General features: G+C 57.9%; 21 protein-coding genes and 2 tRNA genes. 9 read left to right on the top strand and 14 right to left on the bottom strand.

All coding sequences use genetic code 11. The features are described 5' to 3' along the window. Positions 1-6: 6 nt before the first annotated feature. Together argS and FHT73_RS04965 are read right to left on the bottom strand one after the other, a co-directional pair. Positions 7-1767 (bottom strand): arginine--tRNA ligase, encoded by a 1761-nt coding sequence (argS, locus tag FHT73_RS04960; RefSeq protein WP_183710178.1) that lies wholly within the window; start codon positions 1765-1767, stop codon positions 7-9. 55 nt (positions 1768-1822) lie between these two features. Then, positions 1823-3040, bottom strand: coding sequence for a deoxyguanosinetriphosphate triphosphohydrolase (locus FHT73_RS04965; RefSeq protein ID WP_183710180.1), 1218 nt, complete (start codon positions 3038-3040; stop codon positions 1823-1825). 307 nt (positions 3041-3347) lie between these two features. Here FHT73_RS04965 and erpA point away from each other — a divergent pair, with 307 nt between their 5' ends. Then, complete coding sequence (erpA, locus tag FHT73_RS04970) at positions 3348-3680, top strand: iron-sulfur cluster insertion protein ErpA (RefSeq protein WP_015339680.1); 333 nt, start codon at positions 3348-3350, stop codon at positions 3678-3680. A 129-nt stretch (positions 3681-3809) separates the two neighbouring features. Beyond that, positions 3810-4601 (top strand): exodeoxyribonuclease III, encoded by a 792-nt coding sequence (xth, locus tag FHT73_RS04975; protein ID WP_183710182.1) that lies wholly within the window; start codon positions 3810-3812, stop codon positions 4599-4601. A 63-nt stretch (positions 4602-4664) separates the two neighbouring features. On the opposite strand, the gene exoR is transcribed toward xth, so the two are convergent. The 6 genes from exoR to FHT73_RS05005 form a co-directional block, all read right to left on the bottom strand. Continuing rightward, positions 4665-5468 (bottom strand): exopolysaccharide production regulator ExoR, encoded by an 804-nt coding sequence (gene exoR, locus FHT73_RS04980; RefSeq protein ID WP_183710184.1) that lies wholly within the window; start codon positions 5466-5468, stop codon positions 4665-4667. Next, on the bottom strand, positions 5461-5838 hold the full coding sequence (locus tag FHT73_RS04985; RefSeq protein WP_183710186.1) for a hypothetical protein: 378 nt from the start codon (positions 5836-5838) through the stop codon (positions 5461-5463). Before FHT73_RS04985 ends, exoR begins: the two co-directional genes overlap by 8 nt. Before the next feature lie 311 nt (positions 5839-6149). Next, complete coding sequence (locus FHT73_RS04990) at positions 6150-7409, bottom strand: OmpP1/FadL family transporter (protein WP_183710188.1); 1260 nt, start codon at positions 7407-7409, stop codon at positions 6150-6152. A gap of 431 nt (positions 7410-7840) precedes the next feature. Then, positions 7841-10684 (bottom strand): valine--tRNA ligase, encoded by a 2844-nt coding sequence (locus tag FHT73_RS04995; protein WP_183710196.1) that lies wholly within the window; start codon positions 10682-10684, stop codon positions 7841-7843. Between the two features lie 122 nt (positions 10685-10806). Beyond that, positions 10807-11670, bottom strand: coding sequence for a DUF2497 domain-containing protein (locus FHT73_RS05000; protein ID WP_183710198.1), 864 nt, complete (start codon positions 11668-11670; stop codon positions 10807-10809). A 258-nt stretch (positions 11671-11928) separates the two neighbouring features. Beyond that, positions 11929-12579: a protein-L-isoaspartate O-methyltransferase gene (locus FHT73_RS05005; protein ID WP_183710200.1), complete on the bottom strand. Its 651-nt coding sequence runs from the start codon at positions 12577-12579 to the stop codon at positions 11929-11931. Between the two features lie 455 nt (positions 12580-13034). On the opposite strand from FHT73_RS05005, the gene FHT73_RS05010 reads away from it, so the two are divergent. Then, positions 13035-13475, top strand: a complete 441-nt coding sequence (locus FHT73_RS05010) for a Rap1a/Tai family immunity protein (protein ID WP_112338269.1) — start codon at positions 13035-13037, stop codon at positions 13473-13475. Positions 13476-14072: 597 nt separating this feature from the next. Here the strand turns inward: FHT73_RS05010 and FHT73_RS05015 are convergent. Beyond that, positions 14073-14146: transfer RNA gene (locus FHT73_RS05015), tRNA-Cys, on the bottom strand. Positions 14147-15200: 1054 nt separating this feature from the next. Between FHT73_RS05015 and FHT73_RS05020 the strand changes: the two genes are divergently transcribed. After that, positions 15201-16307: a porin gene (locus FHT73_RS05020; protein WP_015339672.1), complete on the top strand. Its 1107-nt coding sequence runs from the start codon at positions 15201-15203 to the stop codon at positions 16305-16307. Between the two features lie 337 nt (positions 16308-16644). Beyond that, entirely contained in the window at positions 16645-16812 is a 168-nt protein-coding gene (locus tag FHT73_RS05025) for a hypothetical protein (protein WP_183710202.1), read from the top strand. A gap of 187 nt (positions 16813-16999) precedes the next feature. Here the strand turns inward: FHT73_RS05025 and FHT73_RS05030 are convergent, their stop codons facing one another. From FHT73_RS05030 to FHT73_RS05040, 3 genes are all read right to left on the bottom strand, one after another. Further along, complete coding sequence (locus FHT73_RS05030) at positions 17000-17188, bottom strand: hypothetical protein (protein ID WP_081598371.1); 189 nt, start codon at positions 17186-17188, stop codon at positions 17000-17002. A gap of 311 nt (positions 17189-17499) precedes the next feature. Further along, complete coding sequence (locus FHT73_RS05035; RefSeq protein ID WP_183710204.1) at positions 17500-17904, bottom strand: DoxX family protein; 405 nt, start codon at positions 17902-17904, stop codon at positions 17500-17502. Between the two features lie 296 nt (positions 17905-18200). After that, positions 18201-18275 (bottom strand) — tRNA-Asn (locus FHT73_RS05040). Positions 18276-18391: 116 nt separating this feature from the next. On the opposite strand from FHT73_RS05040, the gene FHT73_RS05045 reads away from it, so the two are divergent. Continuing rightward, positions 18392-18703 carry a hypothetical protein gene (locus FHT73_RS05045; protein WP_015339668.1) on the top strand — a complete coding sequence of 104 codons (312 nt, stop codon included), beginning with the start codon at positions 18392-18394 and terminating at the stop codon, positions 18701-18703. A 17-nt stretch (positions 18704-18720) separates the two neighbouring features. Here FHT73_RS05045 and FHT73_RS05050 read toward each other — a convergent pair whose 3' ends face one another. Continuing rightward, positions 18721-19278 (bottom strand): sugar O-acetyltransferase, encoded by a 558-nt coding sequence (locus FHT73_RS05050; RefSeq protein WP_183710206.1) that lies wholly within the window; start codon positions 19276-19278, stop codon positions 18721-18723. 325 nt (positions 19279-19603) lie between these two features. On the opposite strand from FHT73_RS05050, the gene FHT73_RS05055 reads away from it, so the two are divergent. The 3 genes from FHT73_RS05055 (at position 19604) to FHT73_RS05065 (ending at position 22861) form a co-directional block, all read left to right on the top strand. Continuing rightward, positions 19604-20956 carry an extracellular solute-binding protein gene (locus tag FHT73_RS05055; RefSeq protein ID WP_183710208.1) on the top strand — a complete coding sequence of 451 codons (1353 nt, stop codon included), beginning with the start codon at positions 19604-19606 and terminating at the stop codon, positions 20954-20956. 98 nt (positions 20957-21054) lie between these two features. Continuing rightward, positions 21055-21939 (top strand): ABC transporter permease subunit, encoded by an 885-nt coding sequence (locus tag FHT73_RS05060; RefSeq protein ID WP_183710210.1) that lies wholly within the window; start codon positions 21055-21057, stop codon positions 21937-21939. A gap of 7 nt (positions 21940-21946) precedes the next feature. Then, entirely contained in the window at positions 21947-22861 is a 915-nt protein-coding gene (locus tag FHT73_RS05065) for an ABC transporter permease subunit (protein WP_183710212.1), read from the top strand. A 188-nt stretch (positions 22862-23049) separates the two neighbouring features. On the opposite strand, the gene FHT73_RS05070 is transcribed toward FHT73_RS05065, so the two are convergent. Next, positions 23050-24162 (bottom strand): sn-glycerol-3-phosphate import ATP-binding protein UgpC, encoded by a 1113-nt coding sequence (locus tag FHT73_RS05070; RefSeq protein WP_112610111.1) that lies wholly within the window; start codon positions 24160-24162, stop codon positions 23050-23052. Between the last annotated feature and the right edge of the window lie 226 nt (positions 24163-24388).

Consider the following 24388-nt stretch of genomic DNA (forward strand, 5'->3'; position numbering starts at 1 on the left):
TGACGTTTATCGCATTTCGTCCGGTGCAGCGGTCCCGGTTATACCAAGACCCGACTTCAAAACCGACGCGACAGCGTACACCAGCCCAAGTCTGGCAATGCTCAATTCTCGGTTCTTATCGTTAACAAAACGTAATTCCGGTAAATCTTTACCTTTATTCCAGTGTCCGTGGAAGGAACTGGCCAAATCGTAAAGATAAAAAGCGATGCGATGCGGCTCTTGAGACTGAGCTGCAGCTTCGATGATTCGCGGGAATTCCGCAATCTTCGCAACCAACTGCAATTCAGTAGGATCAGAGATCGCGCCGACGACAGCTTTCGACAGATCCAGCGAGGCTATATCGAGATCCGGGAAGGCTTCCCCGGCCTGACGGAAGACCGACATGCAGCGGGCATGAGCATACTGCACGTAGAAGACCGGATTGTCCTTCGATTGCTCGGTAACCTTGGCAAAATCGAAGTCCAGTGGCTCGGAATTCTTCCGGTAAAGCATCATGAAGCGCACCGAATCGCGGCCGACCTCATCGACGACTTCGCGCAGGGTGACGAAATCGCCCGAGCGCTTCGACATCTTCACCGGTTCGCCATTTCGATACAGCTTGACGAGCTGGCACAGAAGCACCGTCAGCTTCGCAGCACCATCAGAAATGCCGCGGGCCACCGCCTCCAGCCGCTTGACGTAGCCGCCATGGTCCGCGCCGAGGATGTAGATCATCTCGTTGAAGCCGCGGTCGAACTTGTTCTTGAAGTAAGCAACGTCGGCGGCAAAGTAAGTGTAGGAACCATCAGACTTGATCAGCGGGCGGTCGATATCGTCACCCACTTCCGTCGAGCGGAAGAGCGTCTGTTCGCGATCTTCCCAGTCTTCCGGCAACTGCCCCTTCGGCGGCGGCAGCGCGCCCTTGTAGACATAGCCCTTGAACGTCAGATCATTGATCGCGGTGCGGATCAGCGCCGCACCATTGGCATGCAGGGTGCGCTCGGAGAAGAATACGTCATGATGAACGTTCAGCGCCTCCAGGTCTTCCCTGATCATCGCCATCATTGCGTCGATAGCGCGATCCTTGACGATCGGAAGCCACTGCTCTTCCGGCATGCCGCGCAGCTTGGTGCCGAATTCCTTGGCGAGCGCTTCACCGACCGGAACGAGATAATCACCGGGATAAAGGCCCGGGGGTATCTCGCCGACCTGCTCGCCCAGCGCCTCGCGATAGCGAATAAAGACGGAGCGTGCGAGCACGTCGATCTGCGAGCCGGCATCGTTGATGTAATATTCCTTGGTGACCTCATAGCCGGAGAAGGCCAGCAGGTTTGCCAGCGCATCGCCGACGACGGCGCCGCGGCAGTGGCCGACATGCATCGGCCCGGTCGGGTTGGCCGAAACATATTCGACATTGACCTTCTGCCCCTCGCCGAGCTTGGAACGGCCGAACTTTTCGCCTTCCGCGATCATCGTGGACAGCAGCCGCTGCCAATAGCCGACCGAAAGACGGAGATTGATGAAGCCGGGGCCGGCCACCGAAACCTCGGCGACATCAGCATCTTCCTTCAGCTTGGCGACGATGATTTCGGCAAGCGCACGCGGATTCGTGCCGAGCGGCTTGGACAGAACCATGGCCGCATTGGTGGCGACATCGCCGTGAGTGGCATCGCGCGGCGGCTCTACGCCGATACGTCCGAAGTCGAGCTCAGATCGCTTTTCCCGCACAATATCAATTTGTTCGAGAGCGTTCTTAATTCTTAGTTCGAAGTCGGTGAAAAGGTTCATCATATCGTCCACGCATTAGCTTCGCGAGCCGCTATCGGCCCGACGCCGCCGCTGCCTACCGCAAATCGGGAGTCTGGTCAAACAGGCGCTTGTGGGCGCTGATGGCGTAGGTGTCCGTCATGCCGGCGAGGTAGTCGCCGACATGCCTTGCCTTGGCGGCGATCGCCAACCCGGCAATATGATCGACCCAATAATGGCTTTGCATCTCCCTGGGATTTTCCATATAGGCGTGGAAAAGGTCCGTGACGATCTGCGCCGCGCCGGCACGGATGCGCATGATGTCGGGATGACGGTAGATGCGCTTGAACAGCATCTGTTTGATCAGCTTGTCGGTTTCGGCCATCTCCGGCGAGAAGGTCGCGATGATCCGCCCGGCAGCCCGAATGTCGGCCACATTGCGGGGCTTGATTTCAGCGAGCGCCTGCTGCGAAACGGCGATCACATCCTCCACCATGCGGGTGATCTGCCGGCGCATGATTTCGTTCGTGAAGCGGCTCGCCTCCAGATGCGGATAACGTGCCCTCACCTCGGTCATCAGCTTGGCAAGAAACGGCACCTCCTCCAGCATGTCGAAGGTCAAATAGCCGGAGCGCAAGCCGTCATCGATGTCGTGCGTATTGTAGGCGATATCGTCAGCGATCGCGGCGACCTGCGCTTCAAGACTGGCATAGGAGGCGATTTCGAGATCGTGGATCTCGCAATAATCGAGGATCGGCCGCGGCACCGGACCTTGGATGCCCTTGCCATCGGGCGTCATCAGCGGTCCATTGTGCTTCACCAGTCCCTCAAGCGTTTCCCAGGTGAGGTTGAGCCCGTCAAAATCAGCATAACGGCGCTCGAGCTTGGTGACGATGCGTAGGGATTGGGCGTTGTGATCGAAGCCGCCATACGGCAGCAGCACCTCATGCAGTGCATCCTCACCCGTATGACCGAAAGGCGTGTGGCCGAAATCGTGGACAAGCGCCACCCCCTCCGCCAGATCCTCATCCAGCTTCAGGGCTCGCGCCAGGGCGCGGGCGATCTGCGCCACCTCGATCGTATGCGTCAGCCGAGTGCGGTAGTGGTCGCCATCCTGAGCGATGAAGACCTGCGTCTTATGCTTCAACCGCCGGAAGGCGGTCGCATGGACGATCCGGTCGCGGTCGCGCTGGAATTCGGAGCGTGTCGGGCTCGATCCTTCTTCGTAGAGCCGTCCGCGCGATTCCCAGGGATTCGTTGCATAGGCTGCCTTTTCCCCGTACCCGAAACCCAGTGCATGCGTATCAATCGTCATTATCAATCCATTTCCGGCATTTGGCTCCCGCACCGCCATCAGCGCGACAGTGGTTTCCCTGCAATCGATCCCTGCCCGTGCCCGGCAATGCGGACATATGTCCGCTCTTCCTACATCCCGGCCATTGACGCCGCTTTGCGGCCTTCATACCTATAGACAAGAAAACAGCAAAATGGCGTCTGGCTCAACCAGGAAACCATAGCTGTCGCCGGCCTAACTTTCATGTTAAAGGCTACGAATATCAGCCGTTTGAAAGTTCGACGGCTTAATGGTTCTCTCCGGATCTTGACCCCGGCAGGAGGAAGATATGACTGAGACAAGTGTTACCCTATCGGATGCCGCGGCCAAGCGAATCGCTGCTATCGTCGGCGCGGATGCCGGAAAGCGCGCGCTTCGCGTCGCTGTCGAAGGCGGTGGCTGTTCGGGTTTTTCCTATAAATTCGATCTCGTCGAGGGCCCCGAAGCTGACGACATCATTGTCGAAAAGAACAATGCGACCGTCCTGATCGATCAGCTGTCGCTGGTCTATATGGCAGGCTCGGAGATCGATTTCGTCGACAATCTTCTCGGCCAATCCTTTCAGATCAAGAATCCGAATGCGGTCGCAAGTTGCGGCTGCGGCACAAGTTTTGCCATCTGATCCTCACTCAGCTTTTCCATAGTTTGATGACCGGCCAGGAGCCTTCGCTTCGGGCCGGCTTTCATATGGGCTGTAGTCAAGCCGACCGGCTGCGGATACAACAGGGCGAAGCAAAGGAATGAGCCGCCCATGAAAATCGCCACCTGGAACATCAACGGCGTCAAAGCGCGTATCGAGAACCTCTGCCAGTGGCTGAAGGACTCGAACCCGGACATCGTCTGCCTGCAGGAGATCAAGACCGTCGATGAAGGCTTTCCGCGGCTGGAGATCGAAGCGCTTGGCTATCACGTCGAAACGCATGGGCAAAAGGGCTTCAACGGCGTTGCGATTCTCTCGAAAACCAAGCCGGATGAGGTGACGCGCGGCTTGCCAGGTGACGACAGCGACGAACAGGCCCGCTTTATCGAGGCGGTCTTCTCCGTCGAAGGGCACGGCGCCTTGCGGATCTGCTGCCTCTATTTGCCGAACGGCAATCCGATCGATACGGAAAAATACTCCTACAAGCTCGCCTGGATGGAGCGCCTGCGCAAATTCGCCCTGGAGCGCCTGGCCCTTGAAGAGCCCCTGATACTCGCTGGAGACTACAACGTCATCCCCGAGCCGCATGATTGTTTCGACCCCAAGGTCTGGGAGAGCGATGCACTCTTCCTGCCGCAGACGCGTCAAGCTTTCCGCCAGCTCGAACATCTCGGCTTTACCGATGCCGTACGTGCGACGACGGACGCGATCAAGCTTTACTCATTCTGGGATTACCAGGCCGGCGCCTGGCCAAAAAACAACGGTATCCGCATCGACCACCTGATGCTGTCACCAGAGGCAGCCGATCGCCTCACCGGAACGGCAATCGAGAAGCATGTGCGCGCCTGGGAAAAACCTTCCGACCACGTCCCCGTTGTCGCTCACCTGGATTTCAGCAATTAAGCTTCAATCCCGATCGGGAAAAGTTACCCGTCTCTTCCGGATGGAAGCCCGATGCAATGCCAATCAATCGGGGCCTGCGACATCGAGCTGATGAGCCATGGAAACGGCCACGCGGCGGTCGTTCTCATTGGCGATGGAGAAGGCCTGCTCCTGCATGTCTTCCATCCAGCTACAGTCCTTCGGCTTGCACTTGTCGAGTGCCGCCGTCATGAAGGCCAGACCGCGAATGGATTGCCCCTCCTGGAACAGGAGATTGCCAAAAACGGCCATGGCGCCCGGATGGCCGCTCTTGCGCGCCTGGTTCAGCCATTTCTTGGCCTGCTGAACGTTGGTGGCGCCGCCCTCGCCTGATAGCATCATCTGCGCCAGCTGGAACTGCGCCTCCGGCACGCCGAAGGTGGATGCCACCTGGAAATAAAGCTGGCGGGACTGATTGAGGTCGACCTTTACGGGGCTATTGGGAATGCCGCTTTTGTAGTAGCTCGCAAGCGCCAGCAGCGCGTTGATGAAGAAACCGGTGTCTTCCGAACCTGGCTCCACGCCCTGCTGGGCGATCTCGCTATAGATCTTGAAAGCTTCGAAATCGTTCTGCGTCACGCCATCGCCATCGGCATACATGTTGGCCAGAGCCCAGCGGGAGCCGGTATGACCCTTTTCGGCGGCATACCGATAGGCTTCGACCGCCTCTTCCTTCTGCCCGTTCTTATAGGCCTTGAAGCCGAATTTGAAGAGATCGAACGGACCCGATTCCTTGGTGACGCCGGCATTGATGTCGAATGCTTTGGCTTGCCCTGCCAGCACCACCGCAGTGGCAAGAGACAGGCTGAGCATCATAACTCTCGCTGATATGAACTCGGACTTAAACATAACAGTCGATTTCTTTCGCTCCATTCGGACCTGTTACGGCGCTTGCACAAACGCCGCCAGTTTCACGAATGTTTTCCCTGATGGCGCACGAGACTGGATCGCCCTTCGAGAGGGCGGCTCCTGTGGCGTCCAACCGATGCTGTTTGCCACATTTGCGAGCATAGCTTGCAATTATGTCCAAACCAGCATTTGTCCGGTCGCGATCACGTCCCGCCGCTAAAGCAGCGTTCGCAATCGTCTTCCGATAATGGAAATCAAAGATCGTCCGGTTGACGATTTCCCTTGGCAGACAACGATTTTTCCCCCGCGTCGGAAGCATCATGGCTCCGATCCCCGATTTTTGCTTATGCCAAAGTGGAAGTTCACCCATCAACCGCTTACGCACTTTCTATAAGGCTTGCCCCTATGCCTGCGTAATCGCTGCTCCCCATTTGTGGCGGGAAATGGACAAATTGTAATCTCATCACGTGGCTGCAATGTCTTGAAATAGAGTGTTGCTAATTCGTCACAAAAATTTTATCGGACTTGAGATTTCTTTAACCATAAATCAGGCAGAAGACCCGGTTTACGCTCCACTTTTCCCGATCCAATAAAAAACGTCGCGAAACCCGTGAGAGCTCGCGACGTCGATAATAAAGTGAAGGAACTGTCGTTAGGCTCCTTCAATTCAGCGGTTTGTCATCAGAAGCTGACTTTCACCGATGTCTGAAGAGCGGCGACCAAGTCATTGCCGAAGCTGTAGGTCGCATCGTTGCCATAGACGACACCGCCACGCGTGACCGGTCCGGACTTGCCTGATGTCATGAGGCCGAGAGCGCCGCCGAAATTGAACTGAACATGCTCGGTCGGCTTGTAGGCCACACCTGCGCCGAGGGTCCACGTATCGGAATTCATGCCATAGCCGTCGCTCGCGCCGCGATCCCAGGTCAGGCTGACGGCACCGCTCCACTTGTCGTTGAACTTGTGCCCCACACCGCCTGTGATCGTCCAGCCATCCTTGTACAGCAAGTCAAGCGAGGTGAGCTCGGTGGGGCCATTGGCCCTGCAGGATATGCTGCGCGTGGAGCTCGGGCACAGCGCGATGCTTTGCAGGACGCTCCAGTTCGTCCATTTGACTGAGCCGAAGGCGAGCCAGTCCGGCGCGATGCCAGTCTGTACCTTCCACTCGAGGGAGTCGGGAGCATCGGCCGAGCCGAAAACAGAGGTTACCTTGCCACCGAAGCCAGGAACAACAGGCGGCGGTACTTCGGTCAGGTCGACGCTACCCTTCAGATTGTCGTATTTGACCCGGCTATTGTAGACGAGGCTCGTGCGGAAGGCATATTCCGGAATTTCGTAGGCGATACCGGCGCGCCAGCCCCAGCCGTGACCGTCGATGTCAAGCGAACCCATGCCGTTGTAAACGGCAGAAATCGGGGCCGGAGTGGCGTAGACGAGGCGCGACTTGTAGCCGCTGACTTCCTGATAGAAACCGCCGCCGATCAGACGCAGTTGCCCCGGACCCGCATCGAACTTGTACGAGCAGGTGGCCGAATAGTTGTTCGTGCGAACCTTGACTTCGGTTTCGTTATTGGCGCCAGCCCAATTTGCACCTTCGTTGAGGTGCCCGCCGAAAGGCTGCGAATAGTCGGCCATGCAGTCGAGATCATCGGTGATGCCGATCTTGAAGGCGGCATAGGGAATGGCGTAATTTTCCGCCGCATCCGTCGAACGGTTACGGTTATTGAGATTGCCGTCGGCCGGATTGATGTCCTTGGCATTCTTCAGTTTACGGTCGGGCATGACGTAAGTAACGCCTGACTCGAATGCATAACGGCCTTTGTCGAAAAGCAAATCAATATCATAGCCGCCACGATCAAGGCCGCCCGCAAAGGCAGCACTGGCAAAAGACGAGCTAATAACGAGTGCAAGTGCGCTCCTCAGCGCAACAGAAAATGCCATTGTATCTCCCCCACATGTGCATTCAGTGGCTTGATTGTTGCGATGATCGCGTGAATTGGCAATGTGGCGCATAAGAGCACAGGTCATGTAAGAGAGTGATTGATTTACGTAAGAAAGCGAACCCCGCCTCTGAAAATCTATCAGTGTAGGTAATTTTTTCTTTCGAAATAGCATTTTCGGCCCCTGATAGATTCTCATTCTTCACCGCAACAATTCTGTTACAATATGACAACAGTTTTGCTTTTCGAGCGCGTCCAACAGCTTCAGGGGTAGTCTGTTTCGCCTGTGCGAAACTGGCGGCGATGTGGCGGCACATATCCAGTCAAACGCATCGAATCGATGGGGATAAACAAAAAGGCATGCGGCGAATACCGCATGCCCTCCAATTTGTATTTACTAAATGCGAAGCGCGATCTCCGGGCTTCGACGCCTCAGCCGGCTTCACTCACCCGGGCCAGCGCCACCTTGAGGCTCGCCTGTTGCCCCTCGAGCTCGCCGAGGCGCTCGCGCTCGGCCGCGACGACGTCCGGATTGGCATTGGCAACGAACTTCTCGTTCGAAAGCTTACCGGCGATGCGGACGATCTCCTGATCGTTCTTGGCAATTGCCTTTTCGAGACGCGCCTTCTCGGCCGAGAGATCGATGAGGTTGCCGAGCGGGAGGCAGACGGTCGCCTCGCCGATGACGATCTGGGCGGCGCCCTTGGGCGCGGTATCTGCCAGTGAAACCGATTCCACGCGCGCCAGCCGCTTGATGGCGGCATCGTGACGGAAGAGGCGCTCGCGCGTCAGGCTATTGGCATCGACAACAACCAGCGGCGCCGTCGCGGCCGGCGGCACGTTCATTTCCGAGCGAACGGAGCGAATGCCGGAGACCAGATCGATCAGCCAATTGATTTCATCGGCGGCGACATTATCGGCATAGGACGGTGCCGGCCAATCCGCATGGCAGATCAGGCCCTCACGCTCCTGCCCCTCGCCCGCCGTATGAGCCCAGAGCTCCTCGGTCATGAAGGGCATGAACGGATGCAGCAGCTTGTAGGTCTCTTCGAGCACATAGGCTGCACAGGACTGCGCCTCCGCCTTGGCACCTTCATCTTCGCCATTGAAGATCGGCTTCAACAGCTCGAGATACCAATCGCAGAACTGGTTCCAGATGAAGCGATAGAGCGCGCCTGCCGCATCATTGAAGCGGAAGCTTTCCAGCGCCTCGGTCACGTCACGCTCTGCGCGCGCCAACTCCGTCAGGATCCAGCGGTTGACGGTGAGCTCGGCCGCTTCCGGCACGAAATGCGGATCGCTCTTGGCGCCGTTCATTTCGGCAAAGCGCGTCGCGTTCCAAAGCTTGGTGCCGAAATTGCGATAGCCGGCGATGCGAGCCGGGTCGAGCTTCACGTCGCGACCCTGCGCGGCCATGATCGCCAGCGTGAAACGCAGCGAATCGGCGCCGTACTGATCGATCAGCTCAAGAGGATCGATGACGTTGCCCTTGGACTTCGACATCTTCTGCCCGTTCTTGTCGCGCACCAGGGCGTGGACATAGACCGTGTTGAACGGCTCGACAGGCTCACCACCCTCGTCCTTCATGAAGTGAAGGCTCATCATCATCATGCGGGCAACCCAGAAGAAGATGATATCGAAGCCGGTGACGAGGACGTTCGTCGGATAGTAGCGTGCCAGTTCCGGCGTCTCATCCGGCCAGCCGAGCGTCGAGAAAGGCCAAAGTGCCGACGAGAACCAGGTGTCAAGCACGTCTTCGTCGCGCGTCAGGATTTCGCCCGGCTTGAAGTTCTCCAACAGGTCCTCGACATAGGCCTTCATCGGCCCTTCATGCGACAGATAATGCTGGATCGCGGCCTGCAGTGCCTCTTCCTCGGTCTTTTCGACGAAGACCTGGCCATCGGGACCGTACCAGGCCGGAATCTGATGGCCCCACCACAGTTGACGGGAAACGCACCATGGCTGGATGTTTTCCATCCAGTCGTAATAGGTCTTGTCCCAGCTTTTCGGAACGAGCTTCGTGCGCCCTTCGCGGACCGAGGCGATCGCCGGTTCGGCGAGCGTCTTGGCGTCGACATACCACTGTTCCGTCAGGCGCGGCTCGATCGGCACGCCGCCACGGTCGCCATGCGGAACCATGTGCTTGTGTGGCTCGATCTTGTCCAGCAGGCCCGATTCTTCGAAAATGCGGACGATGATCTTGCGCGCCTCGAAGCGGTCCTTGCCTTCCAGCTCGTCCCAGGCCCCGTGCAGGGCTGCAGGGTTGTCGAGACCTTCAAGGAAATCCTCGTTGTCCTTGATGGTGATGGTCGCTTCCGGCGTCAGAATGTTGACAACGCGTAGGCCGCGGCGCTTGCCGACGTCGAAGTCGTTGAAATCATGCGCAGGCGTCATCTTGACCGCGCCAGTTCCGGCCGTCGGATCCGGATATTCGTCGGCAACGATCGGGATGCGGCGACCGACGATCGGCAGGATAACATGCTTGCCGACGAGCGGCTTATAGCGTTCGTCTTCCGGATTAACGGCAACGCCGGTATCGCCGAGCATGGTTTCCGGCCGCGTGGTGGCGACGACGAGATAATCGCGCGTTTCCCACTCCGTCGGTTTGCCCTCTTCGTCGAAGGCGATCGGATGCTGATAGGTGACGCCGGGTTCCAGCGGATAACGCAGGTACCAGAGATTGCCGTTGACCTCGTGCTGCTCGACTTCGATGTCCGAAATTGCGGTCAGCATCTTCGGATCCCAGTTGACCAGCCGCTTGTCGCGATAGATCAGACCTTCCTTGTAGAGTGTGACGAAGACTTCGAGAACCGCCTTGGACAGACCCTCGTCCATTGTGAAGCGCTCGCGCGACCAGTCGCAGGAAGCGCCGAGGCGCTTCAGCTGGTTGAAGATCAACCCGCCGGACTCGTCCTTCCACTCCCAGACCTTCTGGATGAAGGCTTCGCGTCCCATCTTGTGGCGATCCGGCTGCTGGCGTTCGGCAAGACGGCGTTCGACGACCATCTGCGTGGCGATGCCGGCATGGTCCATGCCCGGCTGCCAGAGAACGTCCTTGCCGCGCATACGCTCGAACCGCACCATGATGTCCTGCAGCGTGTTGTTCAGCGCATGGCCCATGTGCAGCGAACCGGTCACGTTCGGCGGCGGTATGACGATCGTGAAGGTTTCCGCGCCCGGTTTGGCGTTCGCGCCGGCGCGAAAGGCGTCGGCCTCATCCCATTTTTGGGCGATCTTCGGTTCGACGGTGGCGGAATCATATGTTTTGTCGAGCATTTTAGGACCGGATCTAGAGGACTGGGTGATGCGGGTTGTAAATAGGATGGCTGTGGGCAAGTCAATAAAAAAGCCGCCCCGGAGCCCGGAGCGGCGGATCGGCTACCCGAAGCTCAGGCCTGTCAGCGGCGCGAACCGCGAGCCACCCTTTCGATTTCCTCACGCACGAGGCGCTCCACAAGGGTCGGCAAGTTATCGTCGAGCCATTCCTGCAGCATGGGGCGCAACATCTCCTGGGCAAGCTCGTCAAGGGAGCGACGCGGACCGCCGTCAACGATGGCGGCCAATTCCTCGAACGAGCGGGAAACCTGTGCGCCGGCGGCTTCCGACATCAGCGGCGATGCGGATACGGCCTGGGCCGACGACAGGGGCGCTTCCACTTCCATGGCAACGGCTGGTTCCGGCGCCTCAAAAATAGGTGCCTCGACGGGTGCTGCGACCTGAGGCGCCATAGCGGCAGCCATCGGCTTCTGCTCTTCCACCTCGGGTTCAACCTCGGCCACCCGCAAAACAGGCTGAGCAACCGGTGCGGCAACATCTCCAATGGCCTGTCTCAGAGGGACATCGGCGATCGGCTCGACGTGTACCTCGGCGAGGCGTGCGGCTATGGCTGGCGGCAGCTCACGCGGCTGCGGCTCCCGCCCGGCATTCAGCAAGGCGGCGGTATTGCGTTCGGAGGCAGCGCGCACGCGCGCGGCAACATCGGCCAGCGACAGACCGCGGCCGGCACCTTCCGGCTCGACAGCAGCCGCCTGCGAATTTGCCGCAACGAAACGCGGGTCCTGCTCGGCAGCGCGTGCGCGATCGGCGGCGGCGAATTCTTCATCCACAGTCAATTGAATGTCGTCGTCACGCATGCCGGAAGCGGCAAAATGCGTCATGGGGGTCGGCTTGGCACCTACGGGTTCGTTGCTTTCGATGATCCTGCGGATCGACGCCAGAATTTCTTCCATGGACGGTTCACGCACTACATTTGGCTGAGCCATATTCATCCCCGTTTTCCCATATTCGACGACCGGAAACTCGCACCATAAACTCGCCAGGCGGCACCCGAATCAGGGCCACCCTAGATGACTGTCTTCGGGAACAAAATCACCTGAAAAGCACTAAACCCGGTGATGCACAGTTTTGTTACGATCACGACGAATCGCTCTGCTAAGCGTGATTCTGCCACAGGGCGCGACAATAAAAAACAGGCACCCGAAGGCGCCTGTCGCAAGCTCAATCATCGGACCTTCACGAAATCAGAAGACGAATTCCTTGGCCTTGGCAAAGCCCGGCAGCGGCTTGATCGAGGCGTTGAAGAAGACGTTTTCCGAAAACGCACCGCGTTCGCGCATGAAAACGGTCGCGCGCGCGGCATGGCCATAGCCGATAACGGTGATAAGGCGGCCATCTTCGCCGAGCTGGTCGAGCAGGCCCTGCGGCAATTGTTCGATCGAACCGTTGAGGAAAATCACATCATAGGGTGCATCGGCGGCATGACCCTTTTCAAGGTCACCGCCAACGACGGTCACATTGTCGTAGCCAAGCGCGGCAAGATTAGCCTTCGCCTGAGCCGCGAGCTCCTCGTTGGATTCAAGCGCGATAACCTTGCCGGCGAGAAGCGACAAGACGGCGGACACGTACCCCGTGCCGCAGCCGACATCGAGAACCTTGTCATCCTTGGTGATGGCGCCGAGCTGCAGCAGCTTTGCTAGCGGCGAGGCTTCCATCAGGAAACGGCCAGGAGCGACCTCGATATCGCAATCGACATAGGCCAGGAGCTTCGACTTCTCCGTTACGAAATTTTCGCGCGGCACGGCGAAAAATGCATTCAACACGGAATGGGAGGTGACATCCGTCGTCCGGATCTGGTTCTCGACCATCTTCACGCGCGCTGCTTCGAAATCCATCTTATCCTCTTGCGCCCTTGGTGCCAGAACGAGCTGGCTCTACTTTCTGTTACGCGTGTCTTAATCGCCTGACGCCGCGCTTTCAAGGCATTGCGGCAACAGCCGCAGAGATTCATGGCGAGGCGTCGCCGACGAACAACAATTGATATCCGCAAATACAAGTCAGCTACAAGTCAGCGCCCTGCATCCGGGATATGCGACATCTTGCGGATCCGCCATGCTCCGGACCGGGACGTCTGTTAGCAAAATGTTAACTTCGCGCGACCACCCTTCGATGCGTTGGACCCGTGTGGTGACCAATCGACCTTCCGGCCCGAAGCCATTCGGCCCAGATATTAAATTTGAATAGAAGGTGGCTGGGGATGCCTGTTTCTCTCGTTCTTTTCGTCGTAACGTCGCTGCCGCTGGTGGTTTTTCTGGCCGCGAGTCTTTCCTCGATGATGTAGGTTTTCCGAATGAGGCTTTCGCTCTTCGCCGCAGCGCTTCTCCTTCTCCTGCCCCAAGTCGCGTTGAGCGAGGAAACATCAAGCGAGGATGAGGCGAAAGACACAGCCCCGATCATCGGACATGTCGTTACCGGAAAGCAGCTCGATGAATGGTGCGAGGAGGACCGAACGCTCGCTTCGGTCTATATTCAGGGCATTCTCGATGAGGCCCAGCGAACGAAGAACCTGACGATCCGGGCCACGAAGCAAACTCCAAAAAACTCGTCGCGCTACGAGCGCTACCTTCAACAGTTCGTGGGCGCTTTCTGTCTGCCGCCCGAGCTCAGCAACACAAAGGCAACGACGATAGCCTGCAAATGGATGGCAGAGCACTCCTGGCAACTGGAGCGGCCCGCCAGTTCGCTGATCGCACGCGCCTATAAATTCGCCTTTCCCTGCCTTGAGGAATAGGCCCGCCAGCAAGGCCCGATGTTCCATGCGGCAACGCCGGTGCGGACATGTCTCAAATTTTCGAGCACCAATCCAGATGACGGCCCTGTCCGCCAATATTGCGAACCGAATGCACAACGGAGACGCTCTGGCGAGATAGGATTGCCATTAAGTGGAGAACATCGCGTGCGATGCACGAAGGCGCAGCCTCGCATCTCCGTTGACAAATACTAAGTCCATCTTATAATTAGCATGCTGAATTTGATTGACCTCTAGTCCAGCAAAAGGCGGCCCAGTTTTTTCCCTAGACTGGACCGCTTTTGCTTTTGATGGATCGCGAATTCAGCGGCACCGTCAGGCTGGCGGCTTCGTCATAACCCGCAATCCAAGTTCATCCCACCGTAAGGAAACTGCAGTTCCCAGCCGCTGGAGTTAATGCTCCGGCCGCGATCTCTCGTGATCACGGCGTAGCGATCCTTTGCTCGAGGCTTTGATTAGCTGGATGGAACGGCCGAAATCATATTAGGCGGTGAATGCGAGGAAAGCTCAGGGGCAACGATTGCCAAAGCTGAAAACACAAAATGAAATCAGATACTTATAAATCAGTTTTGAAAGAGATGGAGGCCTCGCCCGGAATCGAACCGGGGTGCAAGGATTTGCAGTCCTCTGCGTAACCACTCCGCCACGAGGCCATCCGAAAGCAATTTGCGTTGTGGTGGCGCGGATTTAGAATGATCCAAAGAAAACCGCAAGAGGGTTCATTCCGAATCCTGTCCTTTTTTCATTTCGAAAAGATATTTGCTCATGCGGGCGAGCAAAATGCCGCCCCCCTAGGCCTTAACGAGCGGCTCGGTTTCAGGCCCACGGGACACGCCCGATATAGACAATCAGAGGCGCCTACCCGATCCTTCATTGGCATCGGCAAAGACCGACTGCAACATGAGACGCGGCTGCAGACAACGGGCGAACCCGGATGCTCCGCCAATCGCGCCGAATTATCGCGAACCAACCGGGTCTCAGGAGCAAAAGAAAATTGCCGGCTCGGGGAATCGCCACCCGCCCGGAGGCGCGGTCGATGCCAGCCCATTCAGGTAGGTTATAGGGACCTAAGGTAGATGCTAGAATTAGTACTACCGGTTTGTACGCCACCCACAGACCGGACAGTGCCGCGTCCGACGAGACTACGCCCCCAGTAATGTCGTCGGACGCACCACAGCCAAACAGCGGCGATCGCAACGGGGCGGAAGCCGGACAAGTTGCCGTCTTCTCCGCTACAGAATGATACTCAGTTTCCCCGCCCGACAACTGTTTCACACTCGCAGTTCAGTAAAGTGTCTCGAGATCGCGACGCACACGGACGGCAAACGGCTGAGCTCGATTGCCGTTAACATCATACTTCAGCCGTCTCTACCCTCACTCGCCCCATCGCGCGCCGTCGACTCTAACGCGTGGCGGCGTAAACGCTTTCCGTTTCGTGGGCAGGGCCTATTCAAGTGTGATCCGACAGTGTTGTGACCGACGAAGCTCCGCGAATTGCGTCATTTTTGCAACAACGCTGGTTTTCAAGTAGGGCGCATATAGTTCCATACCCTTAGTATCTTGCCAAATCACCGAAGCAGGTTCAGGAAATAGTTCGCGAGGCTTATTACTTCGCACCTACTGATAGGGAACATGAACGGGATGGGGTTGGGCACGTCGTTTTTCGGCGCGATATCTCATGCCCAATCAAGAAAGATTGGAGTTATTATGAACATCAAGAGCCTTCTTCTCGGCTCCGCTGCTGCGCTTGCAGCAGTATCCGGTGCTCACGCGGCTGATGCGATCGTAGCAGCTGAGCCGGAGCCGCTGGAATACGTCCGCATCTGCGACGCATACGGTGCTGGCTACTTCTTCATCCCGGGCACCGAAACCTGCCTCAAGATCGGCGGTAAGGTACGTACCGAAGGTGAGTGGTACAACGCTTACAACCGTGACAGCCATCAGGGCACGCTGTGGCATACCCGCGCCGAACTGAACGTTGATACCGCAACCGACACCGAATACGGTCCGCTGAAGACCGAAACCATCGTTCGCTGGGACTGGAACGATGGTGGCTCCACCTCCACCAACCTGCTGTGGTCTTATATCAGCCTCGGCGGCTTTACGGTTGGTAAGAAGGACTCGCAGTACAATCTGTACATTGGTTATGCCGGCGACGTCATCAACGACGACGTGATCTATGACGGTCCGTACGAACTGAACCAGCTGACCTATGAATATGACGGCGGCAACGGCTTCTCGGCCGTGATCTCGCTCGAAGATTCCAACTCCGCCACAACCGGTTCGGCATCTTACGGCGCAAGCTGGTGGACGGATGACAGGCAGAACCACTACGCTCCTGACGTCGTTGCCGGTGCTGGGTTCAAGTCCGGTGCATGGGGCTTCAAGGTCGTCGGCGGTTACGACTCGATCGTCGAAGAAGGCGCCATCAAGGCTCGCGTCGATGCTGACTTCGGCGCATTCACGGCCTTCTTGATGGGCGGCTGGAACACGGACGGCGACAAGCTCAACAAGTATGCTGGCACCAACCAAGACGTCTCCGCTTGCACGGCACCGAACGGTACCGTCAATGCATCGAAGTGCGGCTGGGGTGACTGGGCTGTCTGGGGCGGCGTCGGCGTTCCGGTCAACGATAAGCTGAAGTGGAACCTGCAGCTTGCTTACAGCGACTCGAAGATCTTCGAAGCAACCACGAACCTGAAGTTCAACCCGGTCAAGAACCTCCTGGTCGAGCCGGAACTGACTTACGTTCACTATGACTATGCCCACGACGACACTGTTTCGGGCATCCTGCGCTTCGAACGCAACTTCTAACCTGATCAGACTTGACCTCCGATCAGAGAAGGAAGGGGGCCGGCTTTCCCTGCCGGCCCCCTTTTTTATGCAACATCCGCAATCAGCGGCTCCTCCTGCGATCAATACGCGTGTCACAAGGATCTCCAGTCAACGAAAAGGGGAACCTAGTCGATGCCCTGGCGTTTAGCGATGAAAGGGACATGGCTGACTACAGGAGTTGGAAACTTGAAACACCACTTTGCTTCACTCGCCTTGAGCGTGACGCTGGCTATAGGCTCCGCGCTACCCGCCGCCCTGCCCGCGATGGCCGCGCCGCCGAGCAGTCCATCTATATCGCGCGCGTCGGATCTTATCCTTGTGCAAGAGCAAGGATCGCGCCGATGGGGCGATGACGACCGTCCCCGCTGGCGTGATCGCGATCGCCGTCACTGGCATGGTGACCGCGGCTGGGATCGCCGCCGCCATTGGGATGACAGATGGCGGGACGACCGTCGCTATCATCATCGTCGCCATGGCGGCGTGATATTCGAGATTCGGCCTTAGTGGGGCCGGTTGCCTAATCGGAATGATACCTGCCAAGCTCACGCCGGACACAAGGTAGGCAGCGGGTCACTTCGAGGAATAACATAAACAATAAGGCCGCCACCGGAACTCCGGCGGCGGCCTTATTGTTTTAAGAGGAACCTGCGCCGGTTCCAAGCGTCTTCCGATCAGCGGCAGACGCGCACATGGCGGATAACCCAGCGTCCATGAACCTTGCGCTTTACCTTCTTCACATGGCAGTGATGATGATGGTGCTGATGATAATGACGATGATGCATCGGAGCGGCCTCGGACGGCACGCTGAAGGCAAAGACCGACGCCACAGCTACTGCAGAAGCAAGAATCAGATTTTTCATGTCGAACCTCTAAAGCATTGGGGGACTATGCTGCGCGGATCGCGCATTATGTTCATGTGCCGCATCGCATTAACGGCACATGAACATGCCCTCACATTCGCGAGAGCAACCATACCTTGAACTAATTTTTTCAGAAATACCACATATATCCACCCGAGAGCCGCCTCCGCGCGCTCTCGAAAAGCACGGATGCATCATCTTGGCACAATCTCATTAGCCCGCTACCATTCGCCATCCCGTGCGAAGAAGAGTGCAGTGCAAGATATTGTTATTGCATCGCAAAAATCCAGAATGAGGCATGTGCTCGATTTTCAGTCGTCCACCGAACGAAGGGGCAACAGGCGCCGAATACGTTCGTCACGAAGATAGAGACCACCCCACGCCATGATGCCGAGCAATAAACTGATAAGTTGTGGTGGAGAACCGATTTCTCCGAGACGCAAATGGGTGCAGATGGCACCGCCGAAGAACCCGGTCGTGAGGATCGCTCCAAGAACCGCGGTGCGCGGAATAGCGTAAAGAACAACGCTGATGAGGATGATCAAACCCACCACCGTGCCTAGATTGGCGGGAAAGCCCGTCTCCGCCATCTGCGGGCCAATCAATGACGGCATAAAGAGATCGACAGCGGCATCGGCCGCCAATGCAAGAATAACAATCGCGCTCAGAATCCAGCCCAGCGCCACCCCACCACGAAAGCTCGTATTCTCAGCCATTTTATCCCCAATCCGTCGAATCTGGCCGATATCCCCGAATTGCCCGCCGGCATTGATGCCTGGCTGACAAGCGGCGGCAATCTGGCATGAGTGGGAAAGACAGGTCAACGAGGATGCGGTGATCGAACCGAACGAGCCTCCGCGGAAATCACTACCGCGAGGCAGGTGCAATAAAACTGCAAAAATGCGCTGCTATAAGGTTGGCCGCGTTCATCAGCCTTAAGAACCGCAGAAGCGGAGCTAGACTCAGCCGGGCGCTCTAGCGCCGTTATCTACTTCAGTTCTGTGGAAAAAAGTGGCTCCCCGGGCCGGATTCGAACCGGCGACCTGTCGATTAACAGTCGAATGCTCTACCGCTGAGCTACCAGGGAATGCGCTTGGCGCGGTGTGAGCGGGGTAATACAAATGCTTTCCCGATTTGCCAAGCGGTTTTTTCAAAAAAAATGAATTCTCTTGCATTATTTCCTCGCGCCACCATTTCCTGTGGATGACCGATCAAAGTGAAACGACCGCAAATGCCGATCGGAATGGCCGGAAAACCCGCCGTTTTGGCATTGATCCCGCGACCCGCGAGCTGGTTTTCGGCTCTGTGAGAATCCCCCTGCCCCGATCGCGCCTTGCCCGCGTCGGCGTGGGGATAGCGCTGATTTTCGGCGGACTGCTCGGCTTCCTGCCGGTGCTCGGCTTCTGGATGCTGCCACTGGGCTTCATCGTGCTCTCGCACGACATGCCGATGGTTCGCCGCTGGCGCCGCCGCTTCGCCGTATGGTGGACACGAAAACGCCGCCCGGCAAACTAAAGCGCGGCACACTCCTGCTATCCCGCGCGAACTGGACGAGCAGGATTGCCGACAACAGTCGCACCGGCTGCAACATCCCTGGTGACGACCGCGCCGGCGCCGATGATCCCGCCATCGCCCACCGTGATGCCGCCGACCAAGATCGCTCCACCGCCGATCCATACGCTTCTGCCTATCGTTACCGGCCGTGCGACCTCCATGCCCGCTCCGCGCAGTTCGGCATCCTTGTGATGTTCGGCACAATAGATATGGACCCCCGGCCCCAGCATGCTGCCGTCGCCGATGCGGACGCTGGCGCTGTCGAGGATGGTGCAGCCGGCATTCATGTAGACTCGGCGGCCGAGCGAAATATTGATGCCATAGGAGCAATGAAACGGCGCCTCGATGAAGACGCTCTCGCCGATCTCGGCAAAAAGCGCAGACAAAGCCGGCGCAAGATTGCCGCGCTGGGCGGGCGGCATTGTATTATGTGCATGCACAGCCTCGCGTGCCTGCCAGCGTAAGGCGTCGAGTTCCGGATCGAAACAACAGTACCACTCCCCCGCCGCCATTTTCTGCCGCTCACTGAGACCCATATTCTCATTCCTCCAATGCCTTCCGAACGTCCCGGCGGCGATCTTGCAACACCGCCAGGGGCACAGGCAAGGAAGACCATCGCGTCTTCCTGACCGAACTGCAATCTATGAGTGAACGCACGCGGCCCGCACCTCTTGATTAGCAAAACCTCAAATGCACGATCCTGCAATGAACGCTGCTCCGCAAAGCCGCTGCCCTTGTGAAAAAGCCCGTCAATGCGGGATTCTTGCCCACAACAAACTGTCACACAGCTTGTCTATAACCCGCGCTACCGCGGACTTGCGCAAGACCACCGGTTCCGAGCTTTCAAAAGGAAATAGGGATATGTCGAAACTTAAAAATTACATTTCTGCCGCCGCTGCTGGCGTCATGAGCGTCGCCCTGGCGATGCCGGCTGCCGCAGCTCCGGTCAAGTTCGATTTCTGGTTCGGTCTGTCGGGCGACCTGGAACGCGTCGTTCAGACGCTCTGCAAGAACTTCAACGATTCCCAAAAGGATTATGAAGTCTCCTGCGTCAGCCAGGGTAACTATGACGCCGCCCTGCAGAACACCATCGCCGCCTTCCGCGCCGGCAAGCAGCCCGCAATCGTTCAAGTGTACGACGCCGGCACCGCGACCATGATGCTCTCCGGTGCCTATTATCCGGCCGGCAAACTGATGTCCGAAAACGGTTACAAGATCGACTGGAACGACTATTTCCCGGGTATCGCCCGCTACTACGCCACCTCGAAGGGCGAGCTGCTCTCCTTCCCGTTCAACTCCTCGACCGCCCTGCTCTACTGGAACAAGGACTCCTTCGCGAAGATCGGCAAGACCGCCGCTCCGAAGACCTGGGAAGAAGCCGCCGAAGACATGAAGGCGCTCAAGAGTGCCGGCTATGATTGCCCGATGGCCATCAACATCTCCGGCAACGAAAGCTGGCAGCTGATGGAACAGTTCTCCGCCATTCACAATCAGCCGATCGCCACGAAGAACAATGGCTATGACGGCCTCGATGCCCGTCTTGAGGTCAACAAGACCAAGTTCGTCAAATATGTGACCGACCTCAAAAGCTGGTACGATCAGGGCCTCATCAAGATCAAGTCCAAGGACCTCGGCCAAGACATGGTTCAGGCCTTTGCAGCGGGCGATTGCCAGATGATCATGACCTCAGTCGGCGACCACGGCACGGTTGGCAAGACGCAGAAAGCCGGCATGAACTGGGATGTTGCCGAGCTTCCGGTCTATGCCGGCACCGAGCGCAAGAACTCGCTGGTCGGCGGCGCTTCGCTTTGGGTTCTCTCCGGCAAGTCGGCTGACGAATACAAGGGCGCCGCTGCGTTCCTGAACTTCATCCACGACCCCAAGACCGCTCTCTTCTGGTCGACCAACACCGGCTACATCCCGGTTACGAATTCCGGTTTTGAATTCATGAAGTCCTCCGGCTTCTACGACAAGGCTCCCTATAAGGGCCGCGAAGTCGCCATCGCCAGCTTGACCGCTTCCGAGCCGACCCCGATTACCCGCGGTATCCGTCTCGGCAACTTCACGCAGATCCGCGCTGAGTTCGGCAACCAGATGCAGGCCATCTTTGCCAACAAGGTCAGCGTCCAGGAAGGCATCGACAACCTCGTCAAGAACGGCAATGCCGTGCTCGCGCGCTTCGAAGCCACCTACAAGGGCAAGCAGCTGCCGTAAGCAGCAAAACTCGTGCCACGCAGCGTCCGTCGGGGTTTCCCGGCGGACGTTCGTTATGAGGGCAAGAGTGCCATCGGAATTCCAAGCCGGAAGAGACAATGGAAAAGCGAATAACCTTCAACAAGTGGAGCGTCGGCATCCTGTTCGCAGTGCCGCAGCTGCTCCTAATCTTCACCTTTTTCTATTGGCCGGCCGGTCAGGCGATCTTCTGGTCCCTAACGCTGCAGCAGCCCTGGGGCGGCGGCAATATCTGGGTGGGGCTCGATAATTTCAGATCCATCCTTGCCAATTCCGATTACTGGAACTCGGTCACGATCAGCATCGCCTTCGCAGCCATCAGCACCGCGATTTCCATGGTGGTCGCGCTGATCCTCGCTGCGCTGACCGACCGGCAGCTGCGGGGCTCAAGAATCTACCGTGTCGTGCTCATCTGGCCTTACGGCATCGCTGCTCCCGCATCGGCCATGGCCTTCCGTTTCATCCTGGCGCCTGAAGCCGGCTTCATGTCCATCGTCAATCACTATTGGCCGGGATTTTGGGATCCGGGTCTCGATGGCAACGCCGCCATGGCCTCGGTCATCGCCGCCTTCTCCTGGAAATATATCGGCTACAGCTTCATCTTCTTTCTCGCCGCCTTCCAGGCCATTCCACGCTCGCTGATCGAAGCGGCCGCCATGGACGGCTCCAGCGTGCTCCGCCGCTTCTGGGATATCCAGTTCCCGTTGATCACGCCGACGATCTTCTTCCTGCTCGTCATCAACATCACCGAAAGCTTCCAGGATTCATTCGGCATCGTCGACATCATGACATCGGGCGGCCCGCACAACTCGACCAACCTCATGGTCTACAAGATCTATTCGGACGGCTTCAAAGGTCTCGATTTTTCCGGGGCGGCGGCGCAGAGCATCATTCTCATGCTGCTGATCGTCCTGCTGACCATCTTCCAGTTCCGCTTCATCGAGAAGCGCGTGCATTACCGTTGAGGCTGACATGATCGAGCGCACCCCCATCCTTAATTTCTTCACTCATCTGATCCTGTTCATCGGCTTCATCATCGCCGTAGGCCCGCTGGCTATCGTCGCCATTGCCGCGTCGCATAACATCGCCGACGTCAACAAAGTGCCGATGTCGCTGATCCCCGGCTCGGATTTCTGGGTCAACATGAAGACAGCCTGGACGACCGCCAATCTCGGCCCCAAGCTGCTTAACAGCCTGATCTTCGCCACCGGCGTTGCGGTGGGCAAGGTGCTCATTTCGGCGATAACAGCCTTCTCCCTGGTCTATTTCCGCTACCCTGGGCGCCATTTTATTTTTTGGCTGATCTTCATAACACTCATGCTGCCGCTCGAAGTGCGTATCGTGCCGACCTATGCCGTTGCCGCCAACGTCCTGTCACCCTATCAGGGGCTGCTCGACCTCACCGGGATCACCTGGCTCATCGCAAAGCTTACGGGTATCGAAGTCTCGCTGAACCTCGGGCTGCTCAATTCCTATCCCGGCCTGATCCTACCGCTGATCGCCACGGCGACAGGTACGTTCCTCTATCGCCAGTTCTTTCTGACGATACCGGATGAGCTGACGGAAGCCGCTCGCATGGACGGCGCCGGTTCGCTGCGCTTCTTCATCGATATCCTGATGCCGCTGTCGCGCACCAATATGGCTGCCCTCGGCACCATCATGTTCCTCTGGGCCTGGAATCAGTATCTCTGGCCGTTGCTCGTCACTACCGATCCGGCGCATGCAACCGCCGTGACCGAACTCAAGCAGCTCATCCCGAACATCGGCGGCCTTCCGGAATGGCACATCGCCATGGCCGGCACGCTGATCGTCATGCTCCCGCCGCTGGCCGTCGTCGTGCTGATGCAGCGCTGGTTCGTTCGTGGGCTGATCGCAACCGAGAAGTAATCTCGTTTCCTGCCGCGCTGCATTTGCGGGCGCGGCAGTCCCCTGCGATCGAGTATTCATCGATATCGCGCCGGAATATCCCTGCGCAAACGCAACCTTCACCTAAACGCTGTCGACCTCCGACACATAAAAAGCCCGGAAGTCGGGAAAACTTCCGGGCTATACCTACTGAAAACTTATGTTTGAAATCAGCTCGCCAGCACCTTCAGCGGCGTGACCGAAGCAACGGCGTCGAGCCGCAGCCCGGTATCCTGGGCGAAGAGGTGCGTGTGCTGCTGCGGCAGTTCCAGCGCAACCGACTGACCGGTCTGGCCTGTCGTATGATCGGCAACGGCGACGGCGAAGCTCGAACCGTTGATATCGCAATGGATGACACGGCCAGCACCGAGTTCTTCGACGAAATCGACCGTTGCCGGGATAGCACCGGGCGTGCCGGCAGGAACGAGGCGTGCATGTTCCGGCCGGAGGCCGAGGGCGACCGGCTGGCCGGCATGGCGCTTGCCGATGTTGGCGTCGATGGCGATCGGAATGCCGTCGAAGATGAATTGCTCGCCATTGGCCGCGAAAGTGCCTTCCAGGAAATTCATGGCCGGGGAGCCGATGAATGAGCCGACGAAACGGGTGCGCGGCGTGTTGTAGACCTCAAGCGGCGTGCCGACCTGCTCGACATTGCCCTTGTACATGACGACGAGCTTGTCGGCGAGCGTCATGGCCTCGACCTGATCATGCGTCACGAAGACCGAGGTGGCCGACAAACGCTTGTGCAGGCGGCGGATTTCGACGCGCATCTGCACGCGCAGCTTGGCATCGAGGTTGGAAAGCGGTTCGTCGAAAAGGAAGACCTTCGGCTCGCGTATGATGGCGCGGCCCATGGCGACGCGCTGGCGCTGACCGCCGGAAAGCTCGGCCGGCTTGCGCGCCAGGAAATCTTCGAGGCCGACGATCTTGGCGGTTTCCCTGATGCGGCGGTCACGCTCGGCGCGCGGCACGCCGGCGACCTTGAGCGCATAGCCCATGTTGGCTGCGACATCCATGTGCGGATAGAGCGCATAGTTCTGGAAGACCATGGCGCAGCCGCGCTCGCGCGGCTCGAGCTGGTTGACCACCTTGCCGTCAATGCTGATTTCGCCCGAGGTGATATCCTCAAGACCGGCGATCATGCGCAGCAGGGTGGACTTGCCACAGCCGGAAGGTCCGAGGATGACGACAAATTCGCCCGATCGGAAATTCAGGTCGACGCCATGAACGACCGGATTGCGTCCATAGGCCTTGCGAACTTGTTCGATGCGGATTTCCGCCATTTTAATCTTCCCCGCCTGTCCATTCTCGGCACGTCAATCGGGTGGACTGCTAGCGAATTTGCATTACAGAAGAGTGACAAGCATTCCTTATACCACAAAGGAGATCGAGTTTTCCCTACGAGAGTTGCGTGTGGCATTCGCTTATGTAACGCGTGGTAGTGAAACCATTCGACGGTCTGCGTCGTATAAGGGTTTCCGCCGCCAAAAGGCATGCGAGAAGCAACAG

The sequence above is a fragment of the Rhizobium sp. BK098 genome (genome assembly GCF_014193155.1).
Classification (GTDB): Bacteria; Pseudomonadota; Alphaproteobacteria; order Rhizobiales; family Rhizobiaceae; genus Rhizobium.

Bases quoted from the DNA above. Each gene is read 5' to 3' on its own strand.
- FHT73_RS05010 (WP_112338269.1), top strand. From the start codon at position 13,035: ATGAGGCTTTCGCTCTTCGCCGCAGCGCTTCTCCTTCTCCTGCCCCAA.
- FHT73_RS04995 (WP_183710196.1), bottom strand. From the start codon at position 10,684: ATGCTCGACAAAACATATGATTCCGCCACCGTCGAACCGAAGATCGCC.
- FHT73_RS05050 (WP_183710206.1), bottom strand. From the start codon at position 19,278: ATGGGTCTCAGTGAGCGGCAGAAAATGGCGGCGGGGGAGTGGTACTGT.
- xth (WP_183710182.1), top strand. From the start codon at position 3,810: ATGAAAATCGCCACCTGGAACATCAACGGCGTCAAAGCGCGTATCGAG.
- FHT73_RS04985 (WP_183710186.1), bottom strand. From the start codon at position 5,838: ATGGGTGAACTTCCACTTTGGCATAAGCAAAAATCGGGGATCGGAGCC.
- FHT73_RS05005 (WP_183710200.1), bottom strand. From the start codon at position 12,579: ATGGATTTCGAAGCAGCGCGCGTGAAGATGGTCGAGAACCAGATCCGG.
- exoR (WP_183710184.1), bottom strand. From the start codon at position 5,468: ATGTTTAAGTCCGAGTTCATATCAGCGAGAGTTATGATGCTCAGCCTG.
- FHT73_RS05045 (WP_015339668.1), top strand. From the start codon at position 18,392: ATGACCGATCAAAGTGAAACGACCGCAAATGCCGATCGGAATGGCCGG.
- argS (WP_183710178.1), bottom strand. From the start codon at position 1,767: ATGAACCTTTTCACCGACTTCGAACTAAGAATTAAGAACGCTCTCGAA.
- FHT73_RS05035 (WP_183710204.1), bottom strand. From the start codon at position 17,904: ATGGCTGAGAATACGAGCTTTCGTGGTGGGGTGGCGCTGGGCTGGATT.
- FHT73_RS05030 (WP_081598371.1), bottom strand. From the start codon at position 17,188: ATGAAAAATCTGATTCTTGCTTCTGCAGTAGCTGTGGCGTCGGTCTTT.
- FHT73_RS05020 (WP_015339672.1), top strand. From the start codon at position 15,201: ATGAACATCAAGAGCCTTCTTCTCGGCTCCGCTGCTGCGCTTGCAGCA.
- FHT73_RS05055 (WP_183710208.1), top strand. From the start codon at position 19,604: ATGTCGAAACTTAAAAATTACATTTCTGCCGCCGCTGCTGGCGTCATG.
- FHT73_RS04990 (WP_183710188.1), bottom strand. From the start codon at position 7,409: ATGGCATTTTCTGTTGCGCTGAGGAGCGCACTTGCACTCGTTATTAGC.
- FHT73_RS05065 (WP_183710212.1), top strand. From the start codon at position 21,947: ATGATCGAGCGCACCCCCATCCTTAATTTCTTCACTCATCTGATCCTG.
- FHT73_RS05070 (WP_112610111.1), bottom strand. From the start codon at position 24,162: ATGGCGGAAATCCGCATCGAACAAGTTCGCAAGGCCTATGGACGCAAT.
- erpA (WP_015339680.1), top strand. From the start codon at position 3,348: ATGACTGAGACAAGTGTTACCCTATCGGATGCCGCGGCCAAGCGAATC.
- FHT73_RS05000 (WP_183710198.1), bottom strand. From the start codon at position 11,670: ATGGCTCAGCCAAATGTAGTGCGTGAACCGTCCATGGAAGAAATTCTG.
- FHT73_RS04965 (WP_183710180.1), bottom strand. From the start codon at position 3,040: ATGACGATTGATACGCATGCACTGGGTTTCGGGTACGGGGAAAAGGCA.
- FHT73_RS05060 (WP_183710210.1), top strand. From the start codon at position 21,055: ATGGAAAAGCGAATAACCTTCAACAAGTGGAGCGTCGGCATCCTGTTC.